The sequence below is a fragment of the Bacillus sp. SA1-12 genome, from assembly GCF_000981385.1.
Classification (GTDB): domain Bacteria; phylum Bacillota; class Bacilli; order Bacillales; family Bacillaceae; genus Metabacillus.
The window spans coordinates 47,746-70,520 of record NZ_LATZ01000001.1 but is presented as its reverse complement, the minus strand read 5'-3'; the positions used below and the strand labels follow the sequence as shown (position 1 = coordinate 70,520).

Genomic DNA, 22,775 nt, shown 5'->3' with positions numbered 1-22,775 from the left:
GACGAATGTAGGTGTGGTGAAAAAATGTCAAACATAATACTAGAAATGCGGAAGATAACAAAGGAATTTCCAGGTGTAAAGGCTCTTGAAAACGTTAATTTAAAGGTGAAGGAAGGAGAGATCCATGCCTTATGCGGTGAAAATGGGGCAGGAAAATCTACGCTAATGAAGGTGCTTAGCGGGGTCTATCCATATGGCTCTTATACCGGAGATATTTTGTTTAATGGTCAAGTTTGCAGCTTTAAGGATATTAAGCAAAGTGAAGAACTAGGGATTGTCATCATTCACCAGGAGCTTGCGCTTATACCGGAATTATCAATTGCTGAAAATATATTTCTAGGCAATGAAATTGCAAACAACGGTGTCATCAATTGGAATCTAACTACGATCAAGACGAAGGAGCTTCTAGAAAAGGTAGGTCTTAAAGAGTCTCCAAATACAAAGGTCGATGCCATTGGTGTAGGAAAGCAGCAATTAGTCGAAATTGCTAAAGCGCTGTCAAAGAAAGTAAAGCTCTTAATCTTAGATGAACCAACAGCTTCTCTAAATGAAGACGATAGTGAGAACCTATTAAATCTATTATTAGAGTTTAAAAAGCAAGGAATGTCTGCGATTATCATCTCCCATAAATTAAATGAAATTGAAAAGGTTGCAGATTCCATTACGATTTTACGCGACGGCCAAACAATTGAAACACTCGATATGAAGAAAGACAATGTAACAGAGGACCGCATTATTAAGGGAATGGTCGGAAGGGATTTGACAAACCGCTATCCTGATCGAACTCCTAAAATTGGCAAGACCTTCTTTGAGATAAAAAATTGGAATGTGTATCACCCGTTGCATTCAGATCGCAAAGTGATTGATGATGTGAACCTTCATATCCGCAAAGGTGAAATTGTGGGGATTGCCGGTCTGATGGGTGCTGGCCGAACGGAACTTGCGATGAGTGTCTTCGGTAAATCTTATGGCAAAAAAATAAGCGGGGAAATCATCAAAGATGGACAAGGCGTTCAATTCCATGATGTCAAAACAGCAATCGACCATGGAATGGCCTATGTTTCTGAGGACAGAAAAGGAAACGGTCTCATATTAATGGATGATATTAAACAGAACATCACGCTGGCAAGTTTAGAAAAAATTTCAAAGCAAGCGATTTTAGATAAAAACAAAGAAATGATCGTAGGGGAAGAATACCGAAAAAAATTAAGAATTAAAACACCAAGCATCTTTCAAAAAGCAGGCAATCTAAGTGGGGGAAATCAACAAAAGATCGTTTTAAGCAAATGGATTTTCTCAGAGCCTGATATTTTAATTCTTGATGAGCCGACTCGGGGGATAGATGTAGGGGCAAAATATGAAATTTACTCGATTATTAATGACTTAGCGATGGATGGCAAAGGAATCCTCATTATATCTTCAGAGCTTCCAGAGCTGCTTGGAATGTGTGACCGTATTTATGTAATGAATGAAGGCAGCATCACTGGTGAGGTAACAAGAGAAGAAGCGAGTCAAGAAAAACTGATGACGTATATGACCAAAAGTAAGGTAAGGAGGTAGTTCATTATGCAAACACAGATACAAAATAATCAAACTAGCTTGAAAAAAGAATCAGCATTCAAATCAATGATTCAAAATAATATGCGGCAATATAGCATGGTCATTGCCCTTATTTTTATTATGGTGCTGTTTCAAATTTTAACAAACGGTCTGTTATTACAACCTTTAAATATTACGAATCTTATTTTGCAAAATAGTTATATCCTGGTTTTAGCAATAGGAATGGTGCTCGTTATCATTACCGGCCATATTGATCTCTCAGTTGGTTCGGTCGCGGCATTTGTAGGAGCAATATCTGCCATCCTGATGGTAAACTATGAAATGCCAACATTCTTAGCAGTTATTATCTCGTTATTAGTAGGTGCCATTATTGGTGCTTGGCAAGGATTTTGGGTTGCATATGTCAAAATTCCAGCGTTTATCGTAACATTAGCAGGAATGTTATTATTTAGAGGGTTAACCATGATCGTTCTAGAGGGGAAATCAATAGCGCCATTCCCTGAATCTTTCCAAAAAATAAGTTCAGGTTTTATCCCTGATGTATCGAGCGGCGGATCACTTCATCTATTAACGATTATTATTGGACTTGTTTTATCGGTTATTATTATTTTCACTCAGGTGAAAAATAGACGAACTCAAGTAAAATACAACTTTGATGTTGAAGCAAGCGGCATGTTTGTCTTAAAACTTATCGGTATGATCGCGTTGCTGAATGTCTTTACGTATGTTTTGGCTTCATATGAAGGAATTCCAAATATTTTAATCATACTTGGAGTTTTAATTGTCATTTATACTTTTGTAACAAACAAGACGAAAGCAGGACGTCATGTTTATGCGATTGGCGGTAATGAAAAAGCAGCACAATTATCTGGTATTAAAACGAAACGAATGACTTTTTGGGTATTTGTCAATATGGGTGTTCTTTCAGCATTATCAGGCTTGCTATTTGCAGCACGTTTAAATGCAGCAACACCTAAGGCTGGTAATTTGTTTGAATTAGATGCGATTGCAGCTTGCTTTATCGGCGGTGCATCTGCATATGGCGGTATCGGTACTGTTCCGGGAGCAATCATCGGCGGGCTGGTAATGGGGATCATGAATAACGGAATGTCCCTGCTAGGATTAGGAGTGGACTGGCAGCAAGGTATTAAAGGGTTAGTATTATTAGCAGCTGTTGCATTTGATATATATAATAAAAACAAAGCTTCATAAATGCTAATACGGAAACAGGGTTGACGAAAAACACTCGTCACCCTTTTTTTGTGTGGAGGTAAGTATTTGGTTAACGTTCTTGTATTTTGATATAATTTCAGAAGAAATTTGTTAAAAGGAACGAATAGAGGTGGTATGTGTTTGCTTTTTTCAGAACGGGTTCAAAAATATGAATATAAATTAAATGACACAGACGATCAGATAGTCGAATATATCATGCAAAATAAAAATGATGTGACAACCATTTCAATTCAAGCCTTAGCTTCCCTTTTGTATACTGTTCCTAATACGATTACAAGGTTGTCGAAAAAATTAGGATATGATGGTTACTCCCAGTTAAAAAATAGTTTGAAAGAAGAAATTAACAAGACGGTAAATACACAAGAAGATAGCTTTTATTTTACTATTAATAAAACCATTTCCCTAATTGATATGGAGATCATATCGATTGTTGCAAAAATGCTTCAACGTGCAAGAAGAATTATTTTTTTTGGTGTAGGAGATACAGCGCCTTTTTGTGAACTGATGGTAAAAAATACGCGAATCGTTGGAAAACAAGCAGATTATTATGTCCATCGCCACGAAATTCTGTACGGGATTAACCAGCTTGAAAAACAAGATGTTGTATTTTTTCTAAGTTTATCAGGAGAAACGAAGGAAGTATTGGAAATGGCCCAGCTTGGAAAGGAAAGAGAAGTACAAACGATTTCCCTTACACATTTTAACCGAAACTCTTTACAGCAAATAACCGATGTTAATTTGTATTGCTACTCTCCTCGAAAGAATGTTAACGGATACAACGTTACAGATAAAACACCGATGATGATTATATTGCAAAGATTATCAGAATATTTTTGGGAGATATCAGAATAATTTGTGTATAAATACACATGAAAACGCTATCTAGCATCTTTGCCGTGGAAAAATAAGAAGAAAACTCTTCTTATTTTTTTTTATGCTAACATAAACACATCAGTTGGTCATAATAAGCCAAGGAGGTTAGAACATGTTGTTGAAAACTCTTACATCGACACAATTACTGTTTACAAAACAGAGCTTTCAGTCGAAAGAAGAAACCATTAGATTTTTAATAAAAAAGCTTTCTGAAGAAGGTAAATTACATTCTGAAGAAGATTTTTATAATGCGGTTATGGATAGAGAAAGCTTATCTCCTACTGGATTTGAAGGCGGCCTGGCTATTCCGCATGGCAAATCGGCTACGGTAAAAGAAGCCGCATTTGCGATTGCAACACTTCAAAAGCCATTATCAGATTGGGAGAGCATTGATCCGAATAATCAAGTTGAACTTGTTATTTTGCTAGCAATACCAGAAAATGAATCAGGCTCAACACATCTCTCATTACTGTCTGAATTTGTAACGAGATTATCAAATGAAGAATATAAAAATCGTTTGTTAAAAGCTAATTCAAACGAAGCGCTATTTGAAGCATTAGATCATGTAAATGAAAATGAAGAAAAGAGTGAAGAAGCAAGTACCACGGATAAAACTGTTTTAGCTATTACTGCTTGTCCGGCGGGAATCGCTCACACGTATATGGCAGCAGAAGCTTTAGTAAAGGCTGGAAAAGAATTAGGTGTAGAAGTCTTTGTTGAAAAGCAAGGAGCAAATGGTATTGAAGATCGTCATACAAAAAATCAGCTCCTTAAGGCAGATGCTGTCATATTTGCCGTCGATGTGGCTGTAAAAGACGAAGAAAGGTATTCTCATCTTCCTAAAGTGAAAACAACTGTTGCACAACCACTTAAAAATGCAAAAGGGATCTTAACACAAGCATTAGAAAAAGCTGAAAAAAGCCCGAAGCAAGCGTATACTGCTTCAAAAAATAATACAGATGAAGAAATTGATCATGATAAAAAATCGTTTAAAACAGAAATCAAAGATTCTATTTTGACAGGGATTTCTTATATCATTCCGGTTATTGTAGCTGGTGGTATGACATTAGCATTCGCGGTCCTTGTTTCACAAGCATTTGGCTTGCAGGATGTGTATGCAGAAGAAGGCTCATGGCTGTGGTTATTAAGGCAATTGGGCGGAACACTTTTGGGGACTTTAATGGTGCCAATTCTTTCAGCATATATGGCTTACTCCATAGCTGATAAACCAGCTTTAGGACCAGGCTTTGCAGCAGGGGTTGCTGCTAACCTGATTGGCAGCGGTTTCCTAGGTGGTATGCTTGGAGGGATTTTAGCAGGTTATTTCCTTAAATTTTTGAAACATAAAGTGAAGCCAAGAGGAACATTTGCAGGCTTTATTAGTTTCTGGGTTTATCCGGTTGTCGGAACACTTGTAGTTGGTTCAATTATGCTGTTTGTTGTTGGAAAGCCGCTTGCATTTCTAAATGAAGGTTTAGTTCACTGGCTTGAAGGTCTTTCAGGGACGAATGCAATCATTTTAGGAATCGTTTTGGGAGCAATGGTTTCATTTGATTTAGGCGGCCCTGTTAATAAAGCTGCTTATACATTCTGTATTGGAGCGATGGCTAGTGGTAATATTGTTCCTTATGCAACGTTTGCTTCCGTAAAAATGGTTTCAGCCTTTTCCGTAACGGGAGCTACAATAGTAGCGAAAAAATATTTTACAAAGGAAGAGCAAGAGGTAGGCAAGCAAACATGGTTGTTAGGCTTAGCCGGTATTACTGAAGGAGCCATTCCGTTTATGATGAATGATCCTTTCCGTGTCATTCCGTCACTAATTGCCGGTTCTGCGGTTACTGGTGCAATCGTTGCGTACTTCAATATCGGACTGTCGGTTCCAGGAGCAGGTATCTTCTCACTTGCCTTAGTAGAGGGACAACCATTGTTAATTGCAGCAAGTATTTGGTTTGGTGCAGCTCTTATAGGTGCATTCATATCCATGGTTTTATTAATTATTACACGTAAAGCGAAATTAGCAAAAGAGAAGCGTGACCGTATAGAGAAGGCAGCATAACTAGTTAGAAGAATTGCTGGAACTGATAGAGGAGAAAAGTACTACGTGCGCCATATTCTTGGCTGCCTAGTACTTTTCCTTCTTAATTGCTTCATTTATTAAGTAAACAATACGAAAACAACAGGAGGTCAACATGAAAAAGGTTCATATTGTACCACATATGCATTGGGATCGTGAATGGTATTTCTCAACAGAAGAATCGAGAATTTTATTAGTAAATAATATGGAAGAAATAATGGAGATGCTAGAAAACAACCCGGATTATCCCTATTATGTTTTAGACGGGCAAACATCTATTTTAGAAGATTATTTTGCAGTTAAGCCTAAGAATCGGGAACGAATTAAAAAGCTTGTCCAAGCTGGAAAGCTAATCATTGGGCCTTGGTATACCCAAACAGATGAAATGGTTGTCGGAGGCGAATCCATTGTCAGGAACCTATTATATGGAATAAAGGATAGTGAAGAATTTGGAAGCTATATGAAAATTGGCTACCTGCCTGATTCATTCGGACAATCAGCGCAAATGCCGCAAATTTTAAATGGATTTGATATTAAACACTCCATTTTTTGGAGAGGGACATCTGAACGGCATGGTACAAATAAGACAGAATTTTATTGGGAATCAGACGACGGCTCGAAAGTGCTTGTCCAGCTGTTTCCATTAGGTTATGCAATTGGAAAATATTTGCCGGAGGATGAAGAAAAGCTTAAACAACGGATGGATAAATATTTTCCTGTTTTAGATCGCGGTGCAACCACTGAACATATCATATTACCAAATGGTCATGATCAAATGCCGATTCAAAAAAATATCTTTACTATTATCGAAAAACTTCAAAAGCTATATCCTGATCGGGAATTCTTTTTAAGCAAGTATGAGGATGTTTTTGATCAACTAGAAAAGCAAAATCTGCCTGCCTTACAGGGTGAGTTTTTAGATGGAAAATATATGCGTGTCCACCGCAGTATTTTTTCAACTCGCATGGACATTAAAGCAGCAAATACAAGAATTGAAAATAAAATAACCAATATTTTAGAACCACTGGCATCTATTGCATACAGTCTTGGTTTTGAATATCCGCATGGGCTAATCGAGCTTATTTGGAAGGAGATCATGAAAAATCATGCTCATGATAGTATTGGCTGCTGCTGTTCAGATAAAGTGCATCAAGAAATCTATAATCGTTTCTTCATTGCCGAGGAAAAAGTTGATGAACTGATAAAATTTTACAAGCGTAAAATTGTTGATTCAATGGATACTGAATTAAATGTCGATCGAGTAGCAGCTTTTAATTTACTTCCATACGAACGTAAAGAGGTTATTACAACATCCATTATTTCTAAGCTCAAATCCTTTCATTTAATTGACGATGCTGGAAATAACATTGATTTTGAGGTCATCGCTCAAGAAATCATAGATCCGGGATTAATTGATCGTCAAATTGTACATTATGGAAATTATGATCCATTTATTAAATATACCATTCAATTAGAGGATCATCTTCCTTCTCTAGGTTATAAAACGTATTTTGTAAAAGAAGATCAAAAAGAGCTGAACCATACAATTGTTTCAAAAGACGTTGTTGAAACTAACTTCTATAATATAACAGTTAATTCAAATGGCTCCTTAAATATATATAATAAGCAGCTTGATAAAGAATTTAAAAATGTGCTGCTTCTTGAAAATTCCGGTGATGATGGTGATGAGTATGATTTTTCACCACTGCCAAATGATCCTATCCTCTATAGTGACAAGGTAAAAGCAAAGGTTGAAATGAAACAAAATAAATATGCAGCTACCATTGATATCAAATATACACTAGAGGTACCAGCTAATTTAACAGATCGAAAAGAGCAAAAAATGAATAGCACAATTGATATTCGTCTAAAGTTATCAATTGCTAATCATAAACCAATTATTGAAGTGAAATTTGATATTGTTAACCATGCTGAAGATCATCGGTTAAGAGCTCTTATTCCAACTGGTATCGCATCTTCCTTCTCGTTTTCTGATAACCAGTTTGGTTTAATTAAGCGTGATGTATATGATGCTGCGATGGATGTGTGGGAAGATGAAGGCTGGGATGAGCGTCCAGACTCTATTTACCCTATGTTAAGCTTTGTCGGGTTATCAACAGACGAATACGGTGTGGGTGTTTTAACTAATAGTACAAGAGAATTTGAAATTATTGGCGAAAACTATGACACAATCGCTGTTACACTGTTCCGCAGTGTTGGGGTATTAGGAAAGGAAGAGCTGTTGAGAAGACCAGGTCGTCCGTCCGGGATAAAACTACCGACTCCTGATTCACAGATGCTTGGCAACCTATCATTCGAATTTGCCATCGTCACCCATGAAGAATCAACAGAAAAGGCAAATATTGGCCGCATGGCGAAGGAATATTTAACACCGATTCATCTATATAATAAAATTCCATATGACGCAATGAAGCTAAATAAGGCCCAAATCAAAACACCGCTAAGCTTTAGCTTCTTACAGGAACTACATTCGGATACGGTATTAAGCACGTTAAAAAAATCTGAAAAGGAAGATCAATTTGTATTGCGTTTTTACAACCCAACGAATAAAGAAAAAACGGCTTCATTTAAATTAAATCGTACGATTTCAGCTGCTTTTTTGGCTAACTTAAATGAGCTGCCAATAAATAAAATAGAGATTGCAGACAATGAAATTTCAATTGATATTAAGAAAAATCAAGTAAGAACTATCATTTTTTAGTTGAATGGTAGTAGTCATAACACCATTCTTTTCATCAGGACGAACGTTTTACTAATGAAAAGGGTGGTGTTTTCTTTGTATAAGTGGATCCCATGAGGAGGAAAAAGGATGAAGGTTGTGATTGCCACTGATTTATTTAAAGAAAGCTAATCAACTATAGAAGTTTCAAAAGCAATCGAAAATGGCTTTAAAGAGATCTTCCCTGAAGCGGAATATGTAAAGCCTCTAATAGCATGGAGGGGAAGGAGCAGTGCAATCATTTTGTAGATTCCACAACTGTTGAAAAGCGCATAATCGGTCCATTTGTAAAACTCCATTTTGTATTTTTTGAATTGACTATGGAAAAACTCAACGTGATTAAAAAAGATTACTATAGGAACCACTCGAACACAACTTATTCCTTATCCAAAGTGGTCGAGTGGGTTATCCATTTCATTTTTGATTCTTCAATTGCTGCTCAGCCATCTTCACCATTTCTCTGACCATATTCCCCCCGAGATTGCCGCCAATTTTCCCTGCTTGTCTGGAGGTTAAGCCTCCGTTATAGCCATCCTGAAGCGGAACACCTACTTCTTTTGCGACTTCAAACTTTGCCTCTTCAGGCTTTTGGGTGTTAGCGACCTTTGCCTTTAATTGATCTACCCCATCTCTTGCTTCTGGTACAAGTAATTTATTTCTTCTTCTTGCCATGAAACAATCCCTCCTTACCTTTAGTTTTTCAGATTAGTACAAGTTTTATCCCAATCTTAATGTACAGAAAAAACTAACTGATGTAGTCTCGCTGTATGCCAGCACATTTTTTTCATTGATAAAGAAACAATAAAAGAAAGTAAGGAGGAGTTAAAAGTGAAGAATTGTCACGAATTTTTAAAAAGCAAAAGATGGCTTGATCATGATTTAGATGGGAGATATATCAACATTCATCATCCATTTGCAATCTTGATTTCTGATACAGAAGGACAAATTACGTTTCGAGGAAACACAGGTTTTGACAACGGCCAAAATGGAGAAGAAATCTTTAGCTTTACATCTGTAAAAGACCTACAAGAATGGTTTGAAAACAATATTGGTGAGTAAATCGTGTTATCCTTTATGCTATAGTAAAGTTAAAATGATGTATAAAGGAGTGGGGAAATGGTATCTGAAAAATTATATTATCAAGACTCATATTTGCGTTCATTTACGACCAAGCTTGCAAGACAGGACATGGACCAAAAGGGACGCTATTATGCAGTGTTAGACAAAACTGCTTTTTATCCTACTGGCGGCGGACAACCTCATGATATTGGAACAATAAACGGCGTAAATGTTCTTGATGTAGAGGAAATTGATGGCGAAATTCGGCATTTTATCGAGGTGCCATTGAATGGTGAGGATCATGTCACTGGAGAATTAAATTGGGAACGCCGTTTTGATCATATGCAGCAGCACGCCGGACAACATATTTTATCTGCTGCTTTTGAGAATAAACATGGCTTTAAAACAGTAAGTTTTCATTTAGGGAATGAGATTTGTACGATTGATCTCGAGATTGCCAATCTTACTGAACATGAGGCAAGAACAGCGGAGGAAATGGCCAATCATATTATCATAGAAAATCGGCCAATAGAATCGAAATGGGTAACAGAAGAAGAGCTTTCCAAGTATTCTCTAAGAAAAGAGTTGTCCGTATCAGACGATATACGTCTTGTCATTATACCTGATTTTGATTATAACGGCTGTGGCGGAACACATCCTGCTTCAACTGGGCAGGTAAGCTCAATTAGCATCTTGAATTGGGAGAAACAAAAGAAAAATATTCGCGTTCATTTTGTTTGCGGAGACAGAGTGTTAAAGCAGCTTCGTGAAAAACAACGGGTTATTCAAGGGTTAACTACCATATTAAATGCCCCTCAAGAAAAAATGAAGGAAGCTGCGGATCGGCTTTTACAGAATTCTAAAAGATTAGAAAAGGAAGTAGAGGAGTTAACCTCTCAGCTAATAGAGCATGAAGCAATCAGATTGATTGATAAGACGGACAAAAATGGCGGCATTAAAATGATAAAATCACTATTTAAGAACCGTCCAATTTCTGACTTACAGCCATTAGCAAGAATGATAACAGCAAAAAATAACGAGTGTGTTGTCTTATTTGTTACGGAGAATGAAAGCAAGTTACAACTTGTATGTTCAAGTAATCAAGCATTAAATATGAACCAATTAGTCAAAAAGGTATTGCCTTTGATCAATGGGAAAGGAGGAGGAAACGAATCTTTTGCCCAAGGCGGGGGTGAAAAAATCGTTACTGGAGAGCATTTGTTGATGGAGTTGGAAAGGCAATTACAACATGAGTTGTTGGAACAATAAAACAAACAATCTTTTTAAACATTCAATTGAAAGACCATTTTAAATTTGTATGTACATAGTGTATAATCAATATAGTTGTACGAATAAGTTTGATTAGTAACATACAAGCTGAAAGTGGTGACATAATGGCTCAACAAACAAAAGCCAGTATGGTTAAACAAAAAATTAAAGACTGGATTACCGAGGGAACGGTTTCTCCTGGTGAAAAAATATATTCAGAAAATGAACTTGTAAAATTGTTTCAGGTTAGCAGGCATACTGTCCGCCAAGCTGTCGGTGATCTTGTTCATGAAGGCTGGTTATATAGAGAGCAGGGCGCAGGTACGTTTGTAGCAAATAGAACGAATCAAGCTCAAATAAAACCAATGCGTTCAGCGGGAAAAAACATAGGAGTTATAACAACTTATATATCTGACTATATTTTCCCTTCGATTATAAAAGGAATTGAATCATATTTATCCTCACACGGTTATTCTTTGACATTTGCTTGTACGGATAATGATCCTGAAAAAGAAAAGCAATGTTTAGAAGCGATGCTGAATCGGAATATCGATGGGCTGATTGTAGAACCTACGCGAAGCAGCAGCTATAACCCAAATCTCCATTATTACCTGGAAATGGAACAGAATCATATTCCATATTTAATGATTAATCAATATTATCCGCAATTAAATCCGCCAAATATTATTTTAAATGATGAAAAAGGCGGGTTTATTGCAACGGATCACTTAATTAAGCTAGGTCATAAAAAAATAATTGGTCTGTTTAAAAGTGATGATATCCAAGGATTAAACCGGATGCAAGGTTTTATCAGGGCCTTTAGGGAAAATCAGATCCCCTTTTTTCCTGAGATGATCGTTACGTTTACAACTGAAGAAAAAGAGACGGGATTGCTGCACAAGATAAAACATCTTTTAATGTCAAAAGATAATAGACCTACAGGAATTATTTGCTATAACGATGAAATTGCCATCAATGTATTGAATGTATTAAGAGAGCTTGAAATTAAAGTGCCTGAAGATCTTTCCATTGTCGGCTATGATGATTCCTATTTAACTGAGGCTTCAGAAATTAAAATTACTTCTGTTACACACCCAAAGATGGAAATGGGAGTTGAAGCGGCAAAATGGATTGTTGCTGCTGTAGAAAATAGAGACAATGAGTTAGTTGAAAACAGGCAGAAGCAGTATGAGCCAGAGTTAGTTATAAGGAACTCAACAAGTGAAGTGAAAGAACATCATTCAAATATTACACATGGTATATAATCTCACATTGCATCAGGGTAATGAGGTAACACGGATTGTGGTCTACCTCATTTTAATGGCAGCTATTGTGAGTGATATATAGGTAGTTTAAAAGTTTACTAGGCAGTATTTTACCAATAAGGAGGAAATATCAATGATCGCTTTAAATGAATTATCAAACCTGTCCGAAGCATGTACATGTGGAAACCAGCATTATAAGATTTCGATTGAAGAAATTGTGATCAGCCATATGGCATTAAAAGAAGCGGTTGCTTATTTGCAGAAAAAATTGTTTCGCAAGGCAGCCATTATCGCGGACCAAACTACCTATGATATCGCTGGAGAAAGACTTTCAGCCCTTTTAGAAGAAGATAAGATTAACTTTGAGGTTGTGATCATCCAACCTAATGAACAAAATGATGTTGTAGCAGATGAAGCAGCGCTAATAGAGGCAATGTTAGGTATTTCGCAGGATACGGATGTGGCTATTGCAGTCGGTTCCGGAACCATTCACGATATTACAAGATTTGCAAGCTTTAAGATGGGAAAACCGTTTATCTCCATTCCGACTGCACCTTCTGTTGACGGATTTAATTCAATGGGAGCCCCTGTTGTGATTAAAGGAATAAAAACAACCTTTCAAATGCAGTCGCCAATTGCATTATTTGCTGACATCGGGATTTTGCAAAAAGCGCCGCGGGAATTGATTGCTGCTGGCTTTGGAGATATGATAGGCAAATACACATCGTTAGCAGATTGGAAGTTTTCGCATCTTATTGCAGGTGAACCTTATTGTCCGCTCTCTGCCAAATTAACTGAAGAAGCATTGGAAAAATGTGTGAGGCATATTGAACAAATTTCGGCAGCAGATGAGGAAGGAATAAAAATCTTAATAGAAGCCCTTATTCAATCAGGACTAGCTATGCTATTAGTTGGACATTCTTCACCAGCTTCGGGCGGGGAGCATCATTTATCCCATTTTTGGGAAATGGAATTTTTAAAGCAAAACAAACCCCAAGTACTGCACGGAGCTAAAGTTGGCGTTTCAGCACAATTAATTTTAGATTTATATAAAAATGATGTGTTACAGCTCGTATCTAATTCAGTGCAATTAGAGGAGCTGAAACAAGAAACAAGGGAAAAGCTTGATATGGTAATCCAACAGCAGCAAGCTGTTCTCGAAGTGTTACATTCACTGCCAGAAGCAAATATGCTCTCTGATTTATTACAAAAATTAGATGGTCCTGTCCATCCTTCTCATCTTGAAATTAGCACAGACCTTGTACGGAACAGCTTAAGCGAAGCACACTTATTAAGGAAAAACCGATATACTATGCTTGCATTTTGGAATGAGCATGTAGGGAATCATCACTATGCTTAATTGCAAAGAGATTGAGGCTGTTTTCTTTGATTTGGATGACACTCTATATGATCAATTATCACCTTTTCAACTGGCTTTGGAATATTGTCAGATTGAGGCATCATCCATAAACATCGAGGCGTTATTCAAGAGGGTACGGCATTTTAGTGATGTTCTTTGGAAGCTTCACACGAAGGGACAAATCAGTCTGGAAGCATTAAGAGTTGAGAGATTAACAAATGCTTTTAAAGATTTTGAACATAATATAACAACAGAACAAGCATTGGCAATACAGGAACGCTATGAACTTGAGCAACGACAGATACATGCTTTTCCAGGAGTAATTGAAATGATAAAAGATTTACAGAAAAGTAAATCTGTTGTCGGCATATTAACAAACGGTCCTGTTAATCACCAGATGAATAAAATAATTGCTTTAAAACTTGATCAGGTGATACCGGCGGAGCTGATTTTTATCTCTAATGGAATAGGAATTGCTAAGCCTGACAAAAGAATCTTTGAATATGTGGACAGACAAATACAGATCGAGCCTGATAAATGCTGCTATATAGGTGATACATGGGAAAATGATATTGCACCGTCGATTGAGGCAGGATGGAATTGTATTTGGTTTAATCATCGAAATCGAGAAGCGGAAACTACTCATACTCCAAATAAAATAATTACAGATTACCGTGGTGTTTTTTCATAGAGGGAAGAAAGAAAAGAGACTGATTCAAAATCGTTAGGAATTCCTCAACATTTAAGACAATGTATTCAGAGGAGCTTTAAACGTTTGATCCAGTCTCTTTTTACTCTTAGCCGATTAATATTAATCATAGATTATATATTTTAAATAAATCGGCATGGTTGACAAATTTCCCCTAAATATGCTGCTCATCAAAGAGTTTTGCATCCCCTTATTCTTCTACATCTTCCAAAGATTCACCCACAAAAAAAGACCACTAAACAATGACTAATGACCGGAAAAAATTAACTTTAAAACAATAAAACCAACTTGTAAGGATGAGTTAGGCGGCGAATAAATAAAAAGTACAAATTTGCGAAAATAAATCTGAAATTTGTATTGAAAAAAATGAGAGAAGTGCTAAAATGAACTTAAGGTTATACGTATAAGTTGAGTGATTTTTAAGATATTTACGGAATGAAAGCGGATTTTTGTTAATGATTGTTAATTACTTCTCTAACTTGTACGGATAATGCAAAATGAAACTAATTATAAATGAAGATTAATTGATTAATAGAAAAAGGCTGGGGGGATTAAAATGGCAAAGTATTCAATTGGTGTAGACTATGGAACACAGTCTGGAAGAGCTGTTCTTGTTGAAATTGGTACTGGAAAAGAGATTGCTACTGCCGTTAAACCATATACACACGGAGTGATGGATGAATTTTTACCAGATGGTGTAACAAAGCTTGAAAATGATTGGGCCTTACAGCATCCAACAGATTACATGGAAGTGTTAGAAATAACGATACCGGAAATATTAAAACAAGCAAATGTTTCTCCAAATGATGTAATCGGCCTTGGAATTGACTTTACGGCTTGTACCGTTTTACCGATTAATCAGCATGGAACACCTTTATGCTTAACAGAAGAATTTAAAGATCATCCACATGGCTATGTTAAGCTCTGGAAGCACCATGCAGCACAGGATGAAGCTAATCGCTTAAACGAAATCGCTGAAACAAGAGGGGAGAAGTTCCTGCAAAGATATGGCGGAAAAATCTCTTCTGAATGGCTCGTTCCGAAGCTTTGGCAAATTCTTAATGAAGCGCCGGAGGTTTATGAAGCGACAGACCAATTTGTTGAAGCAACTGATTGGGTTATCTCTCAATTAACTGGTGATTTGAGAAGAAATAGCTGTACGGCTGGTTACAAGGCGATCTGGCATAAGCAAGAAGGATATCCAACGAAAGAGTTTTTTAAAGCTTTAGATGAACGCTTAGAAAATGTAGTAGAAGAAAAGTTATCAAATGAAATCTTCCCAATTGGATCAAAAGCGGGGGAGTTAACTTTGCAAGCTGCGAAGTTACTTGGTCTTAACCCAGGAACTGCAGTGGCAATTGCAAACGTTGATGCGCATGTTGCGGTTCCAGCTGTAGGTATTACGGAACCTGGAAAACTGCTAATGATCATGGGAACATCTACTTGCCATATTTTATTAGGTGACGAAGAAAAGGTTGTTCCTGGTATGTGCGGAGTCGTTGAAGATGGTGTCATCCCTGGATTAATGGGGTACGAAGCAGGTCAATCTTGTGTAGGAGATCACTTTGAATGGTTTACTGAAAATTGTGTTCCTGCTAGCTACTACAAAGAGGCAGAGGCAAAAGGAGTAAACATTCACCAGTTGTTGACAGAAAAAGCAGCCCAGCTTGAGGTTGGTGAAAGCGGTTTAGTCGCTTTGGATTGGTGGAATGGAAATCGTTCAACATTAGTTGATGCTGATTTAACAGGTGTTTTACTTGGAGCAACATTACTCACTAAGCCTGAAGAAATTTATCGCGCACTTATTGAAGCAACAGCGTATGGAACACGTACAATTGTTGAAGCTTTCAGAAATAGCGGGGTTCCGATTAATGAAGTTTATGCCTGCGGCGGTATTGCTGAAAAGAATGCGCTAATGATGCAAATTTACTCTGATGTTTTAAATATGGAAATTAAAATCTCAGCCTCTTCACAAACTCCTGCTTTAGGATCTGCTATGTTTGGGGCTGTTGCAGCTGGTAAAGAGCGCGGCGGCTACGATGATATAAAAGATGCTGCAAAAGAGATGGCTAGATTAAAAGATGAGGTTTATCAGCCAAAACGAGATAATGTAAACGTTTATGATCAATTGTTTGCGGAGTATACACGTTTATATGATTATTTCGGCCGCGGCGAAAATAACGTCATGAAGAACCTGAAGAAAATTAAGAAAGCGAGTTCTTCTAAAACTCAAGAAAAAATAGAAGTTTCACAATAATAAATGACAGAGACAATCCTAATCGAGACGGTGGAGCAAAAGATCATTCTGATCGATTGTCCCACCTTATAAAGAGGGGAGATGAAAAAATGCTTGAAACATTGAAAGAACAAGTACTTAAAGCAAATTTACTTTTACCAAAATATGAAATGGTCACCTTTACTTGGGGGAATGTAAGCGGCATTGATCGAGAAAAAGGTCTTGTAGTCATTAAGCCAAGCGGGGTTGCTTACGATGAGTTAAAGGCAGAGGATTTGGTTGTTGTTAATCTTGAAGGAGAAATTGTGGAAGGTGATTTGCGACCTTCATCAGATACTGCTACTCATTTAGCGTTATACAAAGCATTTCCTAAAATAGGTGGTGTCGTTCACACACATTCACCATGGGCAACAAGCTGGGCACAAGCTGGTCGTGCAATTCCTGCATTAGGCACAACACATGCTGATTATTATTATGGGGAAATCCCATGTACAAGACCTTTAACTGAGGAAGAAATAACTCGTGCTTATGAGTTGGAAACAGGAAATGTTATCATCGAAACATTTGAAAAGGCAGGACTTGATCCAGCAGCTATGCCTGGTGTGCTAGTATCAGGTCATGCACCATTTTGCTGGGGAAAAGATGCCATGCAAGCCGTCCATAATGCAGTGGTGTTAGAAGAAGTGGCAAAAATGGCTTTACACACGTTTCAATTAAATCCGAGTGTCCAGCCAATTGACCAATTTCTATTAGATAAGCATTATCTACGTAAACATGGTGCTAACGCATACTATGGCCAAACAACTTCAAAGATAAATTTATAATCATAATCATATCTCAAGGGGGAAACCAACATGTTAACAGTAAAACCTTATGAATTCTGGTTTGTCACAGGAAGTCAAGACTTATATGGAGAAGAAACAATTAAAGAGGTTGAAGCAAATTCAAGAGTTATTACAGAAGCGCTTGATCGTGATCCTGCAGTTACGTACAAATTGGTGTTTAAATCAGTATTAAAAGAGGCTGATTCCATCCGCAGATTATGCTTAGAAGCAAATGCAGATGAAAACTGTGCGGGTATCGTTACTTGGATGCACACATTCTCTCCCGCAAAAATGTGGATCGCAGGCCTTACTGCCTTACAAAAGCCAATGCTGCATTTACACACACAATTTAATCGTGATATCCCTTGGGATAGCATTGATATGGATTTTATGAATACCAATCAATCTGCGCACGGTGACCGTGAATTTGGTTTCATGGCAACTAGATTAAATGTTAAACGTAAAGTAGTTGTTGGACATTGGGAAAATAGCGACGTTAGAAGCAAAATCGGCAGCTGGATGCGTACAGCAGTCGCATTCTCTGAAAGCCAGCATCTAAAAGTTGCTCGTTTTGGTGATAACATGAGACGTGTTGCTGTTACAGAAGGCGACAAAGTAGAGGCGCAAATTAAGCTAGGCTGGACTATTAATGGATACGGTATCGGTGATTTAGTCCAACGTATGAATGATATTTCTGAACAACAAGTAGATGATTTAATGAAGGAATATGAAGAAGAGTATGAGATTGTTTCTGAAGGACTTGTTGATGGATCAGTCCGTGAGTCAATTCGCTATCAGGCAAGAATTGAGCTGGGGATGAAGGCATTTTTAGAGGAAGGCAATTATACTGCATTTACAACTACTTTTGAGGATCTTCATGGTATGAAGCAATTACCAGGTCTTGCCGTTCAACGTTTAATGGCTCAAGGTTATGGTTTTGCTGGTGAAGGTGATTGGAAAACGGCTGCACTTGTTCGTATCTCTAAAATCATTGCTGATAATGAAGACACTTCATTTATGGAGGATTATACGTACCACTTTGAGCCAGGAAATGAACTTGTGCTTGGATCACATATGCTTGAGGTTTGTCCTACTATTACAGCAACAAAACCGAAAATTGCTGTGTATCCATTAGGTATTGGCGGAAAAGAAGATCCAGCTCGCCTGATCTTTGACGGTAAAAGCGGTGCTGCCCTTAACGCTTCAATCATTGACCTTGGCCATCGTTTCCGCCTTGTTGTAAACGAAGTTGATGCGATACAGCCTGAAATTGAATTGCCAAATTTACCAGTTGCAAGAGTATTATGGACTCCACAGCCTTCTTTAAGTGAGGGAGCTGAGAATTGGATCATCGCCGGCGGTGCCCACCACACAGTCTATTCATATAAAGTGACAACAGAACAACTAAGAGACTGGGCTGACTTAGTAGGAATTGAGTGTGTACTTATTAATAATGACACAAACAAACATGCATTCATTAATGAATTACGTTGGAACGATGTTATCTATAAATAATTAGCCAAAAAACAGCGAGGTTGACTAAAGCGATGGAAATAAACACAAAAGTCTATGAAAATAGCAGAGCTTTGGTTCAACCTCGTTTTCTTATAATCTTTTGTAAAGGATGATCAGAATTGAAAAATTCAATCGTAATTAATGCAGATGTTGAAAAAGGAACGATTAACCGTAATATTTATGGTCATTTTGCAGAACATTTAGGTCGTTGTATTTATGAAGGAATTTGGGTAGGCGAGGATTCACCAATCCCGAATACTAATGGAATTCGCAATGATGTTTTGGAAGCGCTAAAACAAATTCAGATCCCGGTTCTTCGCTGGCCAGGAGGCTGCTTTGCTGATGAGTATCATTGGAAAGATGGCGTTGGGCCGAGAGAAAATCGTAAACGCATGGTAAATACACACTGGGGCGGCGTTGTTGAAAATAACCATTTTGGCACACATGAATTTATGATGCTATGTGAAATGTTAAATTGTGAGCCATATATTTGTGGTAATGTAGGCAGTGGTACTGTTCAAGAAATGTCTGAATGGGTAGAATATATGACATTTGATGGCGAATCTCCAATGGCAAACTGGCGTCAAGAGAATGGCAGACAAGAGCCTTGGAAATTAACATACTTTGGAGTTGGAAATGAGAACTGGGGCTGTGGCGGAAACATGCGCCCTGAATATTATGCAGATCTTTATCGCCGTTACCAAACATATGTAAGAAACTATGGTGACAACAAAATCTATAAAATTGCCGGTGGAGCAAATGTAGATGACTACAATTGGACAGAGGTACTTATGCGTGAGGCTGGCCGTTTCATGGACGGTCTTAGCCTTCATTATTACACAATCCCAGGAGACTTCTGGTTAGGCAAAGGTTCAGCGACCAATTTCCCAGAAGATGAATGGTTTATCACCATGAAAAAAGCTCTTCATATGGACGAGTTAATTACAAAGCATAGCACAATTATGGATAAATATGATCCTGAAAAACGAGTAGGTATGATTATAGATGAATGGGGAACATGGTTTGATGTTGAAGAGGGAACAAACCCAGGATTCCTTTACCAGCAAAATTCAATTCGTGATGCATTAGTTGCTGCGGTTCACTTCCATATTTTCCAAAAGCATAGTGATCGTGTGCAAATGACAAACATTGCACAAACTGTAAACGTACTGCAAGCAATGGTGCTGACAGAAGGAGAAAAAATGATTCTTACTCCAACATATCATGTATTTGATATGTATAAGGTTCATCAGGACGCGACAAATTTAGCAGTTGAAGCAGCTGTTGGTACTTTTAAATACAATGATCAAGAGCTTCCGCAAGTAACCGTTTCTGCATCAAAAGACAAGGATGGCAAAATTAACATTAGCTTGTGTAATATCGATCATAAAGAATCTGCATCTCTTTCAATTCAGCTGCGCGGATTAAAAGAACAAGTTTCAAGTCTATCAGGTAAAATTCTTACAGCTGATACAATTGATGCTCATAACACGTTTGAACAGCCAGAGGTTGTAAAGCCAACTGAGTTTACTCAAGCATCAATTGAGAATGAACAATTGGATGTTACATTACCGCCAATGTCTGTTGTGTTACTTACAATTGAATAATTAAGAAGTTTTTACGAAGTAAGGGTCTGTCTATAAATAGTGTAAGACTTCCAACATTGGGGTTTTACTGCTCACCAAGATTGGGATATAAGGGCAGACCTTTTTTAATAGTAAATATTAATTTTTAACATAGTTTTTGTTTTTGTGACTAGCTCCGGAGCCTAGCCCCTCTAGGGTCTTAATCAAATTGGAATTGAAGGCAAAGGACGCGCCCTCTAATTCAATTCATCTTATTGCCCGAGGCTAGGCAAGACGCTTGCGCTTTTCTTATAAGGGGTGACCTTCAATGAGAGATAACACGACGATTTGTAAGGGATGTACGAGAAATGTTATTGTAAAAAGGCAAGAAGTGGATCAGATCCTTTCAAAGAGCAAAATTAACCCAACTGTTATGGTGACAAAAACCATATACGACCAGAGAGTTAATACTTGTACAGCCTGTCCATCGTTGGTCTATGGCACTACCTGTTCACATAGTGGATGTCTTGTTGAATATAGGGCGAAATTTTCTGCTAAAACATGTCCGAATCCAAATGGTTCTAGGTGGTAATCAGCATTTATCTAAAAAACACGATGATTATGACATTAGCTTTAGGAGATTTCCCTATTGCATTTATTGCATTAATCTAGTATTATAACAATACAAGCTGCGCTGTACGCATTTTTTATAAAGTTTTAACCTTTAAGCTGAAATAGGGAGTTTTACATTGAAGACGGAATATCAAGCCTCCACATGTAGAGGAAGATACGAAAGCTTCTGCGAACACCCACTTGTAGGAGTGGTGGTCTAAAACTCTATAATGATGATGCGGCAATCGCGGCACCTTATCTCAATAATTAATCCGGTCTCCTATATGGATGCCGGATTTTTTATGCTTTTTGAAATGATAAAATTTTAAAACTATGGAAAAGCGCTCCACAACTTTGGAACGCAAACGTGAGACTCCTGTGAGAGATAAAGGGCAGGAGAGACCTAACTAAGCGTCCAGAGTGCAAAGGCATTGGAACCACACATTAAGATGAGTGCTTGTAGCAGAAAGAACAGGAAAGTTTCACAGTGGTTTAAGATAAAAAAGCTGGTTTCATTGTCACAAACCAGCCGCAAATTTTAGTACTCCTTTAATTCTCGATTAATAAAGCCCTCTGCTGTAAAGGCAGCAACACCTAGAGCAGCTGAATGGGTTAAGTGCTTAGCGAAGCTAATTTGCAGGTCTTTTTGTTGAAATGAAAGAGCACGAGAATAAACGATTTCTAACAGTGGCTGCTCAATCCATTCTTTTGCCATTGCTAAGCGGTTTCCAATAATAATTTGTTCAGGATTAAAGGTGTTAATAATATTATTTATTCCAAATCCTAAATATTGACCGATTTCTTTAAATAATGAAATCGCATGTTTGTCTTTCTTCTTGGCTAATTCAATCAATGACTCCAGTGTCTGTTCATCTTCTGCCCTGTTTAGCAGGGCATGCTCAGATGCATATACTTCCCAGCAACCATTGCTTCCACAGCTGCATGGAGCGCCATTCGTTTGAATAACCATATGTCCCATTTCACCTGAAAAGCCATTTACACCTTGGTATAACTGGTTATTTAAAATCAGTCCTACACCAATCCCGATACCTGCGCTAACATAGATAATATCATGGAAAGATTGCCCTGCACCAAATTGCTTTTCACCATAGGCCCCAGCGTTTGCTTCATTTTCAATAATGACAGGAAGATTAAATTCCTCTTCAATTGTTTGTTTGATTTCACAATTCTTCCAGCCTAAATTTGGCGCAAGCAGTACTTTTCCTTTTTTATCAACGATACCAGGTATGCCGATCCCAACTCCAATAATTCCATAAGGGCTTTTAGGGACATCCTTTATTAAGGTTTTAATAATCGTTTTTACTTGGTCAATTACTGATTCAAAAGAAGAATTTTTCATCCGTACATGGTGTTCAGTAATGATTTTTCCCTTTAAATCCGTTACAACCCCTAAAATATAATTTACTCCTACATCAATTCCGATTGAATATCCTGCAACACGATTATAGTGGAGGAGTACTGGTCGGCGGCCGCCGCTGGATTCTCCCGGTCCAGATTCATATACAAGCTGCTTTTCCAGCAATTCATTGACAAGTGAGGAAACAGTAGCTTTATTTAAGCCGGATTGTTGAGCAATATCAGCCCGCGAAATTGGTTCTTGCTGTGTGATGGTTTGAAAGACTAATGATGTGTTGTTTTTCTTTACTACCTGCTGATTCCAAGTTATTGATTTCAAATACGTCACCTAATTTCAACATGTCATTTTATTTTTTAGTAGAGCAAATTATTTCTTATGAGGTATTCCTTCATTATAAACGTTCTCATTAAAAGTATAAACTTAGTTTATTGGATAGACAAACATTTTTCCCAATGATATAATTTTAATTAGTTTTCTACAAATTATAGTAACGTTAAATACTA

General features: G+C 37.5%; 17 protein-coding genes, 1 other RNA gene and 1 pseudogene. 17 read left to right on the top strand and 2 right to left on the bottom strand.

Features of this window, described 5'->3' with window-relative positions:
- Positions 1 to 24: 24 nt before the first annotated feature.
- The 6 genes and pseudogenes from mmsA to WQ54_RS34515 form a co-directional block, all read left to right on the top strand.
- On the top strand, positions 25 to 1,560 hold the full coding sequence (mmsA, locus tag WQ54_RS00310) for a multiple monosaccharide ABC transporter ATP-binding protein (protein WP_046510522.1): 1,536 nt from the start codon (positions 25 to 27) through the stop codon (positions 1,558 to 1,560).
- 6 nt (positions 1,561 to 1,566) lie between these two features.
- Positions 1,567 to 2,772 (top strand): multiple monosaccharide ABC transporter permease, encoded by a 1,206-nt coding sequence (gene mmsB / locus WQ54_RS00305; RefSeq protein WP_046510521.1) that lies wholly within the window; start codon positions 1,567 to 1,569, stop codon positions 2,770 to 2,772.
- A gap of 141 nt (positions 2,773 to 2,913) precedes the next feature.
- Positions 2,914 to 3,645, top strand: a complete 732-nt coding sequence (locus WQ54_RS00300; protein WP_046510519.1) for a MurR/RpiR family transcriptional regulator — start codon at positions 2,914 to 2,916, stop codon at positions 3,643 to 3,645.
- A 133-nt stretch (positions 3,646 to 3,778) separates the two neighbouring features.
- On the top strand, positions 3,779 to 5,722 hold the full coding sequence (gene mngA, locus WQ54_RS00295; protein WP_046510517.1) for a PTS 2-O-a-mannosyl-D-glycerate transporter subunit IIABC: 1,944 nt from the start codon (positions 3,779 to 3,781) through the stop codon (positions 5,720 to 5,722).
- A gap of 133 nt (positions 5,723 to 5,855) precedes the next feature.
- Positions 5,856 to 8,462 carry a mannosylglycerate hydrolase gene (gene mngB, locus WQ54_RS00290; protein WP_046510515.1) on the top strand — a complete coding sequence of 869 codons (2,607 nt, stop codon included), beginning with the start codon at positions 5,856 to 5,858 and terminating at the stop codon, positions 8,460 to 8,462.
- A gap of 156 nt (positions 8,463 to 8,618) precedes the next feature.
- Positions 8,619 to 8,737 (top strand): annotated as a pseudogene (locus WQ54_RS34515) (glycerate kinase); the annotation flags it as partial.
- A 157-nt stretch (positions 8,738 to 8,894) separates the two neighbouring features.
- Here WQ54_RS34515 and WQ54_RS00285 read toward each other — a convergent pair.
- Complete coding sequence (locus tag WQ54_RS00285; RefSeq protein ID WP_046510513.1) at positions 8,895 to 9,152, bottom strand: alpha/beta-type small acid-soluble spore protein; 258 nt, start codon at positions 9,150 to 9,152, stop codon at positions 8,895 to 8,897.
- A 156-nt stretch (positions 9,153 to 9,308) separates the two neighbouring features.
- Here WQ54_RS00285 and WQ54_RS00280 point away from each other — a divergent pair, with 156 nt between their 5' ends.
- From WQ54_RS00280 to ssrS, 11 genes are all read left to right on the top strand, one after another.
- Positions 9,309 to 9,539 (top strand): hypothetical protein, encoded by a 231-nt coding sequence (locus WQ54_RS00280; RefSeq protein WP_046510511.1) that lies wholly within the window; start codon positions 9,309 to 9,311, stop codon positions 9,537 to 9,539.
- A 57-nt stretch (positions 9,540 to 9,596) separates the two neighbouring features.
- Positions 9,597 to 10,808: a serine-tRNA(Ala) deacylase AlaX gene (locus WQ54_RS00275; protein ID WP_046510509.1), complete on the top strand. Its 1,212-nt coding sequence runs from the start codon at positions 9,597 to 9,599 to the stop codon at positions 10,806 to 10,808.
- A gap of 125 nt (positions 10,809 to 10,933) precedes the next feature.
- Positions 10,934 to 12,073 (top strand): GntR family transcriptional regulator, encoded by a 1,140-nt coding sequence (locus tag WQ54_RS00270; RefSeq protein WP_046510507.1) that lies wholly within the window; start codon positions 10,934 to 10,936, stop codon positions 12,071 to 12,073.
- Between the two features lie 133 nt (positions 12,074 to 12,206).
- Positions 12,207 to 13,433, top strand: coding sequence for a sn-glycerol-1-phosphate dehydrogenase (locus WQ54_RS00265; RefSeq protein ID WP_046510505.1), 1,227 nt, complete (start codon positions 12,207 to 12,209; stop codon positions 13,431 to 13,433).
- The gene (locus tag WQ54_RS00260) at positions 13,426 to 14,124 is read left to right on the top strand and encodes an HAD family hydrolase (RefSeq protein ID WP_046510503.1); all 699 of its coding nucleotides are present in this window, start codon (positions 13,426 to 13,428) and stop codon (positions 14,122 to 14,124) included. Before WQ54_RS00265 ends, WQ54_RS00260 begins: the two co-directional genes overlap by 8 nt.
- Positions 14,125 to 14,698: 574 nt before the next feature.
- Positions 14,699 to 16,399 carry a ribulokinase gene (gene araB, locus WQ54_RS00255; RefSeq protein ID WP_046510501.1) on the top strand — a complete coding sequence of 567 codons (1,701 nt, stop codon included), beginning with the start codon at positions 14,699 to 14,701 and terminating at the stop codon, positions 16,397 to 16,399.
- Positions 16,400 to 16,488: 89 nt separating this feature from the next.
- Complete coding sequence (araD, locus tag WQ54_RS00250; RefSeq protein ID WP_046510499.1) at positions 16,489 to 17,202, top strand: L-ribulose-5-phosphate 4-epimerase; 714 nt, start codon at positions 16,489 to 16,491, stop codon at positions 17,200 to 17,202.
- Between the two features lie 30 nt (positions 17,203 to 17,232).
- A complete protein-coding gene (gene araA / locus WQ54_RS00245) occupies positions 17,233 to 18,717 on the top strand; it encodes an L-arabinose isomerase (protein ID WP_046510497.1) in 1,485 nt (494 codons plus the stop codon).
- Positions 18,718 to 18,836: 119 nt separating this feature from the next.
- Positions 18,837 to 20,324, top strand: a complete 1,488-nt coding sequence (locus WQ54_RS00240) for an alpha-N-arabinofuranosidase (protein WP_046510495.1) — start codon at positions 18,837 to 18,839, stop codon at positions 20,322 to 20,324.
- Positions 20,325 to 20,610: 286 nt separating this feature from the next.
- Complete coding sequence (locus WQ54_RS00235) at positions 20,611 to 20,874, top strand: DUF6171 family protein (protein ID WP_046510492.1); 264 nt, start codon at positions 20,611 to 20,613, stop codon at positions 20,872 to 20,874.
- A gap of 91 nt (positions 20,875 to 20,965) precedes the next feature.
- Positions 20,966 to 21,152, top strand: a non-coding RNA gene (gene ssrS / locus WQ54_RS32350) — 6S RNA.
- Between the two features lie 280 nt (positions 21,153 to 21,432).
- On the opposite strand, the gene WQ54_RS00230 is transcribed toward ssrS, so the two are convergent.
- Positions 21,433 to 22,590 (bottom strand): ROK family transcriptional regulator, encoded by a 1,158-nt coding sequence (locus WQ54_RS00230; RefSeq protein ID WP_046510490.1) that lies wholly within the window; start codon positions 22,588 to 22,590, stop codon positions 21,433 to 21,435.
- Positions 22,591 to 22,775 lie beyond the last annotated feature (185 nt).

What these genes read in the sequence shown, in the direction of transcription:
- araA (WP_046510497.1), top strand. Translation starts at nt 17,233, where the DNA reads ATGTTAACAGTAAAACCTTATGAATTCTGGTTTGTCACAGGAAGTCAA.
- WQ54_RS00260 (WP_046510503.1), top strand. Translation starts at nt 13,426, where the DNA reads ATGCTTAATTGCAAAGAGATTGAGGCTGTTTTCTTTGATTTGGATGAC.
- WQ54_RS00275 (WP_046510509.1), top strand. Translation starts at nt 9,597, where the DNA reads ATGGTATCTGAAAAATTATATTATCAAGACTCATATTTGCGTTCATTT.
- mmsB (WP_046510521.1), top strand. Translation starts at nt 1,567, where the DNA reads ATGCAAACACAGATACAAAATAATCAAACTAGCTTGAAAAAAGAATCA.
- WQ54_RS00265 (WP_046510505.1), top strand. Translation starts at nt 12,207, where the DNA reads ATGATCGCTTTAAATGAATTATCAAACCTGTCCGAAGCATGTACATGT.
- araB (WP_046510501.1), top strand. Translation starts at nt 14,699, where the DNA reads ATGGCAAAGTATTCAATTGGTGTAGACTATGGAACACAGTCTGGAAGA.
- WQ54_RS00235 (WP_046510492.1), top strand. Translation starts at nt 20,611, where the DNA reads ATGAGAGATAACACGACGATTTGTAAGGGATGTACGAGAAATGTTATT.
- WQ54_RS00285 (WP_046510513.1), bottom strand. Translation starts at nt 9,152, where the DNA reads ATGGCAAGAAGAAGAAATAAATTACTTGTACCAGAAGCAAGAGATGGG.
- mmsA (WP_046510522.1), top strand. Translation starts at nt 25, where the DNA reads ATGTCAAACATAATACTAGAAATGCGGAAGATAACAAAGGAATTTCCA.
- mngB (WP_046510515.1), top strand. Translation starts at nt 5,856, where the DNA reads ATGAAAAAGGTTCATATTGTACCACATATGCATTGGGATCGTGAATGG.
- mngA (WP_046510517.1), top strand. Translation starts at nt 3,779, where the DNA reads ATGTTGTTGAAAACTCTTACATCGACACAATTACTGTTTACAAAACAG.
- araD (WP_046510499.1), top strand. Translation starts at nt 16,489, where the DNA reads ATGCTTGAAACATTGAAAGAACAAGTACTTAAAGCAAATTTACTTTTA.
- WQ54_RS00270 (WP_046510507.1), top strand. Translation starts at nt 10,934, where the DNA reads ATGGCTCAACAAACAAAAGCCAGTATGGTTAAACAAAAAATTAAAGAC.